The organism is Pseudoalteromonas tunicata, assembly GCF_002310815.1.
Classification (GTDB): Bacteria; Pseudomonadota; Gammaproteobacteria; order Enterobacterales; family Alteromonadaceae; genus Pseudoalteromonas; species Pseudoalteromonas tunicata.
On record NZ_CP011032.1, the window covers coordinates 762,094 to 774,412 of the forward strand.

The 12,319-nt window shown below is 38.8% G+C and carries 13 protein-coding genes; 8 read left to right on the forward strand and 5 right to left on the reverse strand.

All coding sequences use genetic code 11. The annotated features are described in order from the left end of the window. Complete coding sequence (gene argR / locus PTUN_RS03590; RefSeq protein ID WP_009838332.1) at positions 1-468, reverse strand: transcriptional regulator ArgR; 468 nt, start codon at positions 466-468, stop codon at positions 1-3. Positions 469-748: 280 nt separating this feature from the next. Here argR and mdh point away from each other — a divergent pair, with 280 nt between their 5' ends. After that, positions 749-1,684, forward strand: coding sequence for a malate dehydrogenase (mdh, locus tag PTUN_RS03595; RefSeq protein ID WP_009838333.1), 936 nt, complete (start codon positions 749-751; stop codon positions 1,682-1,684). Positions 1,685-1,746: 62 nt separating this feature from the next. Here the strand turns inward: mdh and ispB are convergent, their stop codons facing one another. Further along, positions 1,747-2,718 (reverse strand): octaprenyl diphosphate synthase, encoded by a 972-nt coding sequence (gene ispB, locus PTUN_RS03600; RefSeq protein ID WP_009838334.1) that lies wholly within the window; start codon positions 2,716-2,718, stop codon positions 1,747-1,749. Positions 2,719-3,100: 382 nt separating this feature from the next. Between ispB and rplU the strand changes: the two genes are divergently transcribed. From rplU to PTUN_RS03625, 5 genes are all read left to right on the forward strand, one after another. After that, positions 3,101-3,412, forward strand: a complete 312-nt coding sequence (gene rplU, locus PTUN_RS03605; RefSeq protein WP_009838335.1) for a 50S ribosomal protein L21 — start codon at positions 3,101-3,103, stop codon at positions 3,410-3,412. Between the two features lie 18 nt (positions 3,413-3,430). Continuing rightward, positions 3,431-3,688 carry a 50S ribosomal protein L27 gene (gene rpmA / locus PTUN_RS03610; RefSeq protein ID WP_009838336.1) on the forward strand — a complete coding sequence of 86 codons (258 nt, stop codon included), beginning with the start codon at positions 3,431-3,433 and terminating at the stop codon, positions 3,686-3,688. Between the two features lie 343 nt (positions 3,689-4,031). After that, positions 4,032-5,186 (forward strand): Obg family GTPase CgtA, encoded by a 1,155-nt coding sequence (cgtA, locus tag PTUN_RS03615; protein ID WP_009838337.1) that lies wholly within the window; start codon positions 4,032-4,034, stop codon positions 5,184-5,186. 61 nt (positions 5,187-5,247) lie between these two features. Then, entirely contained in the window at positions 5,248-5,733 is a 486-nt protein-coding gene (gene folA, locus PTUN_RS03620) for a type 3 dihydrofolate reductase (RefSeq protein ID WP_069358436.1), read from the forward strand. Positions 5,734-5,820: 87 nt separating this feature from the next. Further along, the gene (locus PTUN_RS03625) at positions 5,821-6,195 is read left to right on the forward strand and encodes a DUF3718 domain-containing protein (RefSeq protein WP_009838339.1); all 375 of its coding nucleotides are present in this window, start codon (positions 5,821-5,823) and stop codon (positions 6,193-6,195) included. Between the two features lie 442 nt (positions 6,196-6,637). Here the strand turns inward: PTUN_RS03625 and PTUN_RS03630 are convergent, their stop codons facing one another. After that, complete coding sequence (locus PTUN_RS03630; protein ID WP_009838340.1) at positions 6,638-7,798, reverse strand: DcaP family trimeric outer membrane transporter; 1,161 nt, start codon at positions 7,796-7,798, stop codon at positions 6,638-6,640. 378 nt (positions 7,799-8,176) lie between these two features. Between PTUN_RS03630 and acs the strand changes: the two genes are divergently transcribed. Further along, on the forward strand, positions 8,177-10,117 hold the full coding sequence (gene acs / locus PTUN_RS03635) for an acetate--CoA ligase (RefSeq protein WP_009838341.1): 1,941 nt from the start codon (positions 8,177-8,179) through the stop codon (positions 10,115-10,117). A gap of 83 nt (positions 10,118-10,200) precedes the next feature. Further along, positions 10,201-10,854, forward strand: coding sequence for a response regulator transcription factor (locus PTUN_RS03640; protein ID WP_009838342.1), 654 nt, complete (start codon positions 10,201-10,203; stop codon positions 10,852-10,854). Positions 10,855-10,915: 61 nt separating this feature from the next. On the opposite strand, the gene purU is transcribed toward PTUN_RS03640, so the two are convergent. Further along, positions 10,916-11,749, reverse strand: a complete 834-nt coding sequence (gene purU, locus PTUN_RS03645; RefSeq protein WP_009838343.1) for a formyltetrahydrofolate deformylase — start codon at positions 11,747-11,749, stop codon at positions 10,916-10,918. A gap of 201 nt (positions 11,750-11,950) precedes the next feature. Next, positions 11,951-12,307 carry a DUF3718 domain-containing protein gene (locus PTUN_RS03650; protein WP_009838344.1) on the reverse strand — a complete coding sequence of 119 codons (357 nt, stop codon included), beginning with the start codon at positions 12,305-12,307 and terminating at the stop codon, positions 11,951-11,953. Positions 12,308-12,319: the final 12 nt, after the last annotated feature.

The following is a 12,319-nucleotide window of genomic DNA, read 5'->3' on the forward strand; positions in this document are numbered from 1 at the left end:
TTAAACGTTATCAAACAGGTGCTTAATACGCTCTAATGTGAGGTCTATCTCGCTAATTTTAGCTGGTGCAATAAAAATAGTATCATCACCTGCAATTGTGCCAAGTACGCCATCGGATTTACCTAAAGAGTCGAGTAATCGAGCGATTAATTGTGCCGCACCAGGACTGGTACGAATAATAATCATCATTTCATTGTGCATGATATCGATAACTAATTGTCGTAATGGGCTTTTAGCTGTTGGTACGCCCATTTCTGCAGGTAAGCAGTAGACCATTTCTTGTTTCGCGTTACGGGTTCGTACGGCACCGTACTTACTTAACATGCGCGATACTTTACTTTGACTGATATTATCAAAGCCTTGTTCTTTTAAGGCGTCAACAATCTCACCTTGAGAACCAAAGTTTTCTTCTTTTAGTAATGCTTTAAATGCTTTTACTAGGGCTTCTTGTTTATCGTGTAGTTGCATCGCTTGCTTATCTGTTTTTAGTCAATCGCTAAATTCTACACAATTTTACACCGATATGCACAAAATATGCGGTATGAAAGCCTTAAAAATGCAAGATACACTCTGACAAGTGCATGTTTATGCAGTTGTTGGTTTTTTTATGATACAGACCGCAAAGATCAATTTACTACTATAGTCGCGAATAGTAAGAAAAATAGCGGGTTTAATTTGTTTTTATGCGCAGTTTTCATTATCTTTAGGGGCAAATTTTTTTACCTACCTCTTTTTACGGAGAATATAAATGAAAGTAGCCGTTTTAGGTGCAGCTGGTGGTATCGGCCAAGCCCTGTCTTTATTATTAAAAACTAGTCTTCCAGCTGGTTCAGAATTGTCATTATATGACGTTGCTCCTGTAGTGCCTGGTGTTGCTGTTGATTTATCTCATATCCCAACTGATGTAAAAGTGGCTGGTTTTGGTGTTGATTCACTAGGTGACGCGCTAACTGGTGCTGATATCGTGTTAATTCCTGCTGGTATGCCACGTAAGCCTGGTATGGACCGTGCTGATCTATTCAATGTAAATGCTGGTATTATTAAAACATTAGCAGAAGGTATTGTTGCTAACTGTCCAAAAGCTTTAGTGGGCATTATCACAAATCCAGTTAATGGCACTGTACCAATTGTGGCTGAAGTATTCAAAAAAGCGGGCACTTATGATGCAGCACGCGTATTTGGTATTACTACATTAGACGTCATTCGTTCAGAAGCTTTTGTAGCTGAATTAAAAGGTGTTGATGTTGCTACTGTTAAAGTTCCTGTTATCGGTGGTCACTCAGGTACAACTATCCTACCTTTATTATCTCAAGTTGAAGGTGTTACTTTCACTGAGGAAGAAGTTGCAGCATTAACACCACGCATTCAAAATGCTGGTACTGAAGTTGTAAATGCTAAAGCGGGTGGTGGTTCTGCTACTTTATCTATGGGCGCTGCAGCTGCACGTTTCTGTATGTCTTTAGTGAAAGGCTTACAAGGTGAAGAAGTAGTTGATTACGCTTATGTTGCTGTTGAAAATGGCGATGCACCTTATTTTGCACACCCAATCCGTTTAGGAAAAAATGGTGTTGCAGAAATCCTTTCTTACGGCCAATTAAGTGCGTTTGAAGAGAAAGCTAAAAATGACATGTTAGCAACATTAAAAGCTGACATTCAAGAAGGTATCGATTTTATCCAAGGTTAATCACTTTGTTTAAATGATAAAGGCCAGCATTGCTGGCCTTTTTGTTTTAACACACTTTGATTTTAGTGAGTTCGATCAACCGCTAAGCGTGCTAAACCGATCAGTGCTTCTTTATACTCTGAATCTGGTAATAAGGCTAAACAAGCGATTGCTCTTTGGGATTCTTCTTTTGCTTTATTGAGAGTAAAATTCAGCGCATCCGTATCGGCTAGCGCTTTTAGTACATCATCTAAAAATGCACGGCCATTACCTTGCTCTATCACTTGACGGATTAATGCAACTTGTTCTTTTGTTCCGTGTTGCATAGCGTAAATAAGCGGAAGAGTTGGTTTACCTTCGGCAAGATCGTCACCAAGGCTTTTGCCTAATTCTGCCTGGTCTGCACTGTAATCAAGCACATCATCGACTAACTGAAACGCAGTACCTAAATGCATGCCATACAGTTTTAGCTGCTCTTCAGTGGCAGCATCTTTACGTGTTATTACCGCAGCAAGTTGAGTTGCAGCTTCAAATAATTTAGCGGTTTTACTGTAGATAACCTGCATATAGCTTTGTTCTGTAGTGTCTGGATCATTACAGTTCATTAACTGTAAAACTTCACCTTCAGCAATCACATTTGTTGCATCAGCAAGAATTTTCATCACCCGCATTTCTTCGAGGCCAACCATAAGTTGAAAGGCGCGGGTATAGATAAAGTCACCTACCAGTACGCTTGCTGCATTGCCAAATTCAGCATTTGCTGTGGCATTACCGCGTCGTAAATCGGACTCATCAACGACATCATCATGTAATAATGTTGCGGTATGTATAAACTCAACAATAGCAGCAAGTGTGATGTGCGCATCACCTTCATAACCTAAGGCTTTAGCCGAAAGAATTGAAAGCATAGGGCGTACACGTTTACCACCGCTACTTACAATATAAAGGCCAAGTTGATTAACAAGGGCAACGTCAGATTGCAGCTGTTTATAGATTAATTGATTGACGCGCTGCATATCATTATCTGTAAGCGCTTGGATAGATTTGATATCCATTGATCTCCGGACCAGTTTCTTATGAGTGGTTTTACAAGACGGATTATACATCATTATTTATATGAGCTCGACCGTTTAATGCTAGCTTCGGCGCATTAATTAAACTAAAATGGAGGCCAATAAATCAATCGTAGCGATAAAAAGCTACAAATGGTTCAAAAAGTGAACGATAACTAAAAAATATCAGATTCTATTCATTAGGCGATATTTATTAACCTTAATCCATTGTAAGTGTTAGTTTTTTTTATGGGTTCATAGACAAGCTTATTTTATTTTTTTTTAATGGAATATACTTGCTTGTGTTGGTTATTTAGCGTAAACTTCGCGGCCATTGAAGAATATTTAGTTGCACCGATTTGAGGGTGCACGAATGGAGTTAATTATGTACGCGGTTTTCCAAAGTGGTGGTAAACAGCACCGTGTGACTGAAGGTCAAACATTACGTTTAGAAAAATTAAACGTTGAAACTGGTTCAGCAGTTGTGTTTGATACAGTACTTCTAGTTGCTAATGGTGAAGAAATTGCGATTGGTGCACCTTATGTAGATGGTGGCAAGGTTACAGCTGAAGTTGTATCTCACGGTCGTGGCGAGAAAATTAAGATCGTTAAATTTAGACGTCGTAAGCATTCTCGTAAACAAATGGGTCACCGTCAGTGGTTCACTGAAGTGAAGATCACTGGCATTAGCGCTTAATTAAGAAGGTACAGATAGATGGCACATAAAAAGGCAGCTGGTAGTACTCGTAACGGTCGCGATTCAGAAAGTAAACGTCTAGGCGTTAAACGTTTTGGTGGCGAGTCAGTATTAGCGGGTAGCATCATTGTTCGTCAACGTGGAACTAAATTCCACGCTGGTGCAAACGTAGGTATCGGTAAAGACCACACAATTTTTGCAAAAGCTGACGGTAAAGTTCAGTTTGAGCATAAAGGTCCGTTAAACCGTCAATACGTTAACATCGTAGCTGAGTAATCAGTAAGGTGTTTTGAAAAACCTCGCTAAGGCGGGGTTTTTTGTTTTTAATATTTATTTTTATTTAACTTAACTTCCTAAATTACCAGTCATCTAGCTGCTCGCATTCGGTTCACTCGTTTTTTACATTGACGATGCATGAATTATACATGCGACACTTAAACTGTTTGGTTTGTAAATTGAATCGGTATCTTGAACTGCAAGATTAAGATTTGATGTGAAATGATTGTACTGAATTTTCTATTCAGAGTGTTGATTGCTATTATGTTATAGAAAGCTAATACGCAACGATTTATAATTGTTATAAGTTAAAAAACTCAAGTTATCCTGTAAGCGAGAAACCATGAAATTTGTTGATGAAGTGGAAGTCCGAGCCGAAGCCGGTGATGGTGGTAGCGGAGCCGTTTCTTTCCGTAGAGAAAAATTCATTCCTGAAGGTGGTCCTGATGGTGGTGATGGTGGTGATGGCGGCAGTGTATATTTTGAAGCTGACGAAAATCTCAATACCTTAATCGACTATCAATTTGAACGTTTTCATCGTGCAGAGCGCGGTACGAACGGCCGAGGTGCTAAGTGTACCGGTAAAAAAGGCGATGATTTAGTTTTAAAAGTACCTGTAGGAACTCGAGTTTCTGATGTTGAAACTGCTGAATCTATGGGCGATTTAACTCGCCATGGCCAGCGTTTGCTAGTAGCAAAAGGTGGTTTTCACGGTTTAGGTAATACACGTTTTAAATCAAGTACGAACCGTGCTCCAAGGCAAAAAACCTTAGGAACTAAAGGTGAGATCCGTAACTTACGTCTAGAGCTATTATTATTAGCTGATGTAGGTTTATTAGGTATGCCAAATGCGGGGAAATCAACTTTTATTCGTAGTGTTTCAGCCGCTAAACCTAAAGTCGCTGATTATCCATTTACAACATTAGTGCCAAACCTAGGTGTGGTTCGCCCTGATGTGAATAAATCATTTGTAATTGCTGATATTCCCGGTTTAATCGAAGGTGCAGCAGATGGTGCAGGCTTAGGGATACGTTTCCTTAAGCATTTAGAGCGTTGTCGTGTATTGCTACACATAATCGACATCATGCCTGCTGATGGCTCAGATCCCGTTGAAAACGCTAATGCGATTGTTGGGGAGCTTGAGCGCTATAGTCCTGAACTTGCTTCTAAACCGCGTTGGATCGTATTTAATAAAATTGATTTACTACCTGCAGATGAAGTTGATACTTTATGTAGCGAAATCGCTGCTGCATTAGATGTTCAAGAGAATATTTTTAAAATATCAGCAGTAAGTAAGCTAAATACAAAAGAATTATGTTTTAATGTAATGGATCTGCTTGATTCTATGCCTAAAGACAAATTTGAAAGTGAAGTCCAAAAAGAAGTTGAATTCAAATGGGATACTTATCATCAAGAAGTCATTCTTGATGAGCTCGATGATGATGATGATGATTGGGACGAAGATGATTACGATGTTGAAGTCGTATATCAAAGATAAAAAAGGCGCTTAGCGCCTTTTTTATTATTGTTTAATTAATGAAAAAGTATTAGGTGTTTTTGTGATAATTTCAATGATTGCTGCGATGGCAAATAACCGTATTATCGGACAAAATAATCAAATGCCATGGCATTTACCAGCTGATTTACAGCATTTTAAAAAAGTCACTTTAGGCAAACCAGTTGTAATGGGAAGAAAGACGTTTGAATCAATTGGACGGCCTCTTCCTGGGCGTAAAAACATTGTTATTTCGCGTAATACTGAGTTTTATGCCGAAGGTATTTTTGTAGTGTCAACACCTGAAGAAGCTATTGAAATTGCTGGTGAAATTGATGAGCTGATGATCATTGGTGGCGGTCATATTTATGATGTTTTTTTACCACGGTGCCAGCGATTATACTTAACGTTCATTGAGCTTGAAACGGACGGTGATACTCAATTCCCTGACTACGAAAAAGTAGGTCCTTGGCAAGTCATTTCGAGTGAAAAACACCAAAGTGACAAATCTAATCCTTATGACTATACTTTTGTAACTTATACTAAATAATCATTAGCTTATTGCATGGTTTTTAGCATTCTGATAGAATTTTTATACTCTAACTAAGTAAAAAGTATTAAAAGGAAGGCATGCGTCATGAAAGTAACAACCATCATTTTATTCGGGGCTGTAGTAAGTAGCGCAGTTTTTATGTCAACATCAGTGCGTGCTGAAGATGAATTAGTTGCCAGTATTTGTGATTACGTTGCAGCAGATGACAAAAACCGCCTTCGTAAAAAGCTAGATGATAGCCGCTTAAAATTACGTAATGTCTACGATGATATTTTGTGTGGTGGTAATACATTATTACGTCATGCGATGAGCAATAATGCTTCGAACGCTGGTGAGTTCATTGTAAAGCAATTACCTAAGCAAAAGCTTGTTGATAGTGGTGATTTTGATTGGGCCAATGCAAACGGCCATGGTGGCTCTGCAATAGCAGCTGCGATTAAAGAGCGCGCAGGTTTATAAAACCAAAAAAATTAAAATAATAAAGGTCTGCTAAGCGATAGCAGACCTTTATTATTGTTGAGTCATTAGAATTGAAGAATAAATGACGTTTAGGATTTTTAGCTTTAAATTACTTAATAATTAACCTCATGACTGGATAATAAATCCATCCCAGGCTGCAATTTTCAACGCTATCAGTGTTGAAGTAACTAGCATAGACCTACAATAGACGTCCCAATCGACATTGTTACCCTTGAAAATATCTGGCTAGAGATGAAAAATTTAGATATTTACTTTTAATTAGATATGTTGGTAAATTTCTTATCTAGAACAGAGGTTTAGTAACCGCTTTTTTATGATTTAAAAACAGTTTCTTATCTCTACATCTTTAAGATTAAGCTAAAGATATTTTAGCGATAAAAAATGCGACCTAGGCCGCATTTGATAGGAAGTATCTATTTGTTTAAAAAGCGTATTTTGCTGAAAATTGTAGACGATTTAAATCACCATCTGCACCACTTTCAACTTCGCGGTTTGCATGGCGGTATTCAACACCAAAAGTAAGCTTTTTCTCTGGTGAATAAAGTAAATTTGCACTGTAGCTGGTACTTGATTTGGTTGGGCTACCGTAGACGGCTGCTAAATCACGGTTGTTGTCTGCTTTTAAGAATGAATAAACAAACGTTGAGCGTACTTTATTGCTCCAATGATGTTGGTATCCTACAAAACCTGATGTTGAGTCAATAGCATCAAGATCATTCCCATCTAATACTGCGCCATTAGCTGCATTTAAACCAACGTAGCGGCCAAGCCCTGTACCTTGTGTTAGCATAAATTTAAGGTTGTTTTTACCCAAGTTGATTTTACCCGAGACGCTTACACCATAAGATGTTTCAGTCGCATTAATATCAGCTTTATTATATTTTAACTGGCGAGCAAGGCCGGCAACAACAAGCTGACCCCAATCTGCGTTGTGAGTATAACGGGCTGATAAATCAGGTATGCTTGCATCATCTGTTTCAATACGAGCGCCATTTACGGTGACGGTACTTTCAGGATTTTCAGCAGAAAAAGACCAATTACCTGTAGTGTATTTCACCATTGTTTGGCGGCTAAAAACCGTACCTTCTGTTGGTCCAACAAAATCAAGCGTTTCCGGTAAAGCACCGACGTTTTGAAAGTTTGACCATGCTTGACCAAATAACCAACCATCATAGGTAACATAAGCTTGTCTTAAGCGTGGTACATATGAATTTGAAATTCGCTCGTCGCCACCGGCGGTGACCATAAAATCAAGTTCGATTTTAGTTTTGATACTTTTGCCACTATCTAGTTTTGTGTCGGTATCGAAGAAGAAACGTGATTGTCTGGCATGCATATCAAAAACTGCATCGTTATTTTTTGCATCAGGACCGACAGGTGTGGTCACTGGAACATAAAAATCACGGCCAATGCTACCACCAGAAATTGTGCCTGCTGAGAAGTCGCTCCACATGGCATCTAATTTAACATAGCCACCATAAGTCACATTTGTTGTATCTAAACTTGCTGCTTGAGCACCAAAACTGAGTGCGCTAAGAACTGCGATTGTGCTTAATTTTTTTGTTAATGTAATTGTTTTCATCACTGTTTCCCATTTGAACGTGCTGACTTAATGTTGTTTATGAATAGAATTTGCTCAATTACCTTTTGGTCTATACGACTAAGGTGTTAGTTGTAACTTTTATGTTACTAAGAGCTCTGTTTTAAGCCTATTTAACCGGATGATATCTATATATCGAACCTTTGCGGGGGGAGCAAATTCTACGTATTTATTGGTTTAAAATAGCTGTTTAGTGGTCTTGTTGAATTCAGTTATGTAAATTAACCAAAAAATAAGCGTTAATGGTTTGATCTTAAACAATTGAGTTCCCTATTTATACTAAGGTCTAATGTTTAATGAGAGGTAGCTGAGTAATTCTTATCTATATATGCTCAAGGCACGATTATTTAGGAGACTGTTATGTCACAAAGTGTTTATCCAGTACCAGAGTCAGTTAAAGCAAATGCATTAATTGATGAAGCGAAATATCAAGAACTTTACCAATGGTCTATTGATGATCCCGCAGCGTTTTGGCAAGAGCAAGGCAAACGTTTAGATTGGATCACTCCTTTTTCTAAAGTAAAAAATACTTCTTTTGATACTGGTCATGTTGATATTCGTTGGTATGAAGATGGCCAATTAAATGTTTCCTATAACTGTATTGATCGCCATTTAAAAGATAAGGCAGATAAAGTCGCTCTTATTTGGGAAGGTGATAATCCAGAGCACGTCGCCCATATTACTTATCAAGAATTACACGATGAAGTCTGTAAACTGGCCAATGGTCTGAAAAAATTAGGCGTTAAAAAAGGTGATCGCGTAGCGATTTATATGCCGATGACCCCGCAAGCTGTGTATGCAATGCAAGCCTGTGCACGTATTGGTGCAATTCATTCTGTTGTTTTTGGTGGTTTCTCACCTTCAGCAATTGCCGATCGTATTCGCGATTCAGGTGCAAAAGTGGTGATTACTTCTGATCAAGGTCGTCGTGGTGGCAATGCTGTGCCACTTAAAGCGAATGTAGATGAAGCGGTATCACAAGCTACGGTGACCAGTGTTGAACACGTTATTGTGCATCAGCTTACCGGTGGCGAAGTTGAATGGTTTGAGCATGATATCTATTGGCATGATTTAGTGGCAGACCAAGCCACAAGCTGTGAGCCAGAAGTGATGGATGCAGAAGACCCATTATTTATCTTATATACCTCAGGTTCAACAGGCCAACCAAAAGGGGTTGTTCATACCACCGCTGGTTATTTAGTGTATACCTCGTTAACTCATGAATATGTTTTTGATTTAAAAGATAATGATGTTTATTGGTGTAGTGCCGATGTGGGTTGGGTTACAGGCCATAGTTACATTGTGTATGGCCCACTTGCTAACGGTTGTACTCAATTATTATTTGAAGGTGTGCCAACTTATCCAACCGCGGGGCGAATGGGTGAGATTGTTGATAAGCACCAAGTCACTATTTTATACACAGCACCAACCGCAATACGTGCATTGATGGCCAAAGGGGATGAGCCAACTGCAAGCTCAACACGTACTAGTTTACGTATTTTAGGTTCTGTGGGTGAGCCAATCAATCCTGAAGCGTGGACTTGGTATCACGATAAAATTGGTAATGGTCAATGCCCAATCGTCGATACTTGGTGGCAAACAGAAACTGGCGGCATGATGATCACGCCATTGCCTGGTGCAACTGCGATGAAACCCGGCTCTGCTACACGTCCATTTTTTGGCATCGTACCGGCGTTATTCGACGCTGAAGGTAATACATTATCAGGCGCTACAGAAGGCAACCTTGTTATTTTAGATAGCTGGCCTGCGCAAGCGCGAACTGTTTATGGCGATCACGAACGTTTTGAGCAAACGTATTTTTCTGCATATCCAGGTGTTTATTTCACAGGTGATGGTTGTCGTCGTGATGAAGATGATTATTACTGGATCACTGGTCGTGTTGATGATGTATTAAACGTATCAGGCCACCGCTTAGGCACTGCAGAGATTGAAAGTGCACTAGTAGCACATCCTGCGGTTGCAGAAGCGGCTGTCGTAGGTTATCCGCACGATATTAAAGGTCAGGGTATCTATGTTTACATTACGCCTAACGATGGCGTACAAGTCACTGAAGAGCTAACGAAAGAAGTGCGTAACTGGGTTCGTAAAGAGCTGAGCCCAATTGCATCACCTGACATGATCCAATGGTCACCAGGGTTGCCAAAAACACGTTCAGGTAAAATCATGCGCCGTATTCTTCGTAAGATTGCTGCAAATGAATACCAACAATTAGGCGATACTTCTACACTTGCAGATCCGAGTGTGGTTGAAGAGCTGATTGAGAATCGCCTCAATCGCTAAACTGTTGCACATCAGTAAGTACAACAAGTAAGATGTCGGCTGTTACCTGTTAGGATAACAGCCGATTTTATTAGGAGCAGACAATGAGCCAATTTTTGATCGCGGATGATCACCCTTTATTTCGGGAGGCCTTAAAAGGGGCGTTACAATCAGCGTTTTCAGATTTAGAAGTACTCGAATCAGATAATTTTGAGGCGACATTAGAGTTACTGAAACAATATGATGAACTTGATATTTTATTGTTAGATTTGCATATGCCGGGTAACGATGATTTATATGGCTTAATTCGTATCCGAGAAGATTATCCTGATTTACCTATCGTTGTTGTATCGGGCAGTGAAGAAATTCAGGTAGTGTCTAAAGTAATGGGTTATGGGGCGATGGGGTTCATTCCTAAGTCTTCTTCATCAACTGAAATTGCAGATGCAATTAGCCAAATATTAGAAGGTGACACTTGGTTACCGACAAAATTAAAAGATCAAGTGGCTGATTTAACTGGAGATGAAGTTGGGATCGCTACACAGATTGCATCTTTAACACCACAGCAATATAAGGTACTTAGTTATTTGCATGAAGGTTTATTAAACAAACAAATCGCCTACGAATTGCATATTTCAGAAGCCACAGTAAAAGCCCACATCACAGCGATTTTCAGAAAGCTAGGTGTTTATAACCGTACTCAAGCGGTATTAATTGCGTCAAAATTACAACTCGAACCACAAACTGACAGTAATTAATGATTGATTTTTGAGTGTTAGGCTAATTGTTTTATTAATCTAACACTCAAAGTAACAACCTTTATCGAAATACCACCGTTTTATTATCATTGATAAAAATACGATGCTCGCACGCTAGTTGCAGTGCACGGCAAAATACATTCTTTTCAACATCTCTGCCTAACTTAGCTAAATCAGAAGCGCCATTATCGTGTGTCACATGGATCACGTCTTGTGCAATGATAGGGCCTTCATCAAGCTCATCGGTAACAAAATGCGCCGTTGCTCCAATAATTTTAACGCCTCGTTGATAGGCTTGCTCATACGGTTTTGCACCAATAAATGCAGGTAAAAACGAGTGATGAATATTAATAATTTTACCGTTAAATTGCCGAACAAACTCAGGGGTTAAAATCCGCATGTATTTTGCCAGCCCAACTAAGTCAGGTTGGTAAGTTGCAATTTTAGCCGCCACTTGTGCATCGTGCTCATCACGGGTTAATCCTTCATGGCTAATAACATGAAATGGGACACCAAAACCCGTTACTAAAGGGGCTAAATCTGCATAATTGGCTATCACAGCTACAACTTCGATATTTAACGCATTTTCAAAGCATTTTAGTAAAACACCACCTAAACAATGGGCTTCTTTGGTCGCTAATAAAACAACTTTTAACTTATCTTGACCTTTTAAGCTGACATGGCTGTTAGGGGGTAAAATAGTGCGTAACTGAGTTAATAGGTCACTTTTTTCAAAATCACCTTCTAATTCTGTGCGCATAAAAAATCGTTGGTTCAAATTATCAACAAATTCATTATTTTTAATAATATTGAGCTGATGTTCAAAACATAGGCCAGTTATTTTTGCAATTAATCCTTTGGCATCAGGGCAGTCAGTTAATAATACTTTTTTCATGGTTCCTCATTCCCACTCATTAAACATGTATAACACATGCTATATCCTCTCAGTAAAATTCGAGTTTACTAAGTAAGGAGATACTTATCATTGAATCTTTTTTAGAGCAAGAAAATAAATGAGACCAGCTAAATTGAGCTTAAAATGGGCATAAAAAAACCGACTTAAAGTCGGTTTTTAGACAAAAGAAGAAAAGCAGTGTTACTTCACTCGCTCTTCAGCAACTAATAATAAGTGTGGTGACTTTTCTTTTATGGCTGCTAGGTTGTCACTCACTACTGATTTTGGTAACTGGCCAATAATAAACTCACCAGTGTTTAATGCTTTTGATGTTGCAGAGAATACTAAAATGTTTTCACCGTTACATTGTATTTTATCAAATACAGCACGAATTTTTAAATTATTATCTTTTAAGAATGAGCGTAAACGTGATTTATCATCAATTTGCGTATACTCACAAATGCGCACAGACATATCGTCTTCTGCTGCAACGTTAGCACTAAAAGTAGAAATTGAAACTAATGCAAATGCACTAAGACTAAGTAAAGTTTTCTTCATTGTTCGATCCCG

Coding starts and splice junctions, on each gene's coding strand:
- cgtA (WP_009838337.1), top strand. CDS start 4,032: ATGAAATTTGTTGATGAAGTGGAAGTCCGAGCCGAAGCCGGTGATGGT.
- PTUN_RS03630 (WP_009838340.1), bottom strand. CDS start 7,798: ATGAAAACAATTACATTAACAAAAAAATTAAGCACAATCGCAGTTCTT.
- ispB (WP_009838334.1), bottom strand. CDS start 2,718: ATGGATATCAAATCTATCCAAGCGCTTACAGATAATGATATGCAGCGC.
- purU (WP_009838343.1), bottom strand. CDS start 11,749: ATGAAAAAAGTATTATTAACTGACTGCCCTGATGCCAAAGGATTAATT.
- rpmA (WP_009838336.1), top strand. CDS start 3,431: ATGGCACATAAAAAGGCAGCTGGTAGTACTCGTAACGGTCGCGATTCA.
- PTUN_RS03625 (WP_009838339.1), top strand. CDS start 5,821: ATGAAAGTAACAACCATCATTTTATTCGGGGCTGTAGTAAGTAGCGCA.
- mdh (WP_009838333.1), top strand. CDS start 749: ATGAAAGTAGCCGTTTTAGGTGCAGCTGGTGGTATCGGCCAAGCCCTG.
- PTUN_RS03650 (WP_009838344.1), bottom strand. CDS start 12,307: ATGAAGAAAACTTTACTTAGTCTTAGTGCATTTGCATTAGTTTCAATT.
- acs (WP_009838341.1), top strand. CDS start 8,177: ATGTCACAAAGTGTTTATCCAGTACCAGAGTCAGTTAAAGCAAATGCA.
- rplU (WP_009838335.1), top strand. CDS start 3,101: ATGTACGCGGTTTTCCAAAGTGGTGGTAAACAGCACCGTGTGACTGAA.
- PTUN_RS03640 (WP_009838342.1), top strand. CDS start 10,201: ATGAGCCAATTTTTGATCGCGGATGATCACCCTTTATTTCGGGAGGCC.
- argR (WP_009838332.1), bottom strand. CDS start 468: ATGCAACTACACGATAAACAAGAAGCCCTAGTAAAAGCATTTAAAGCA.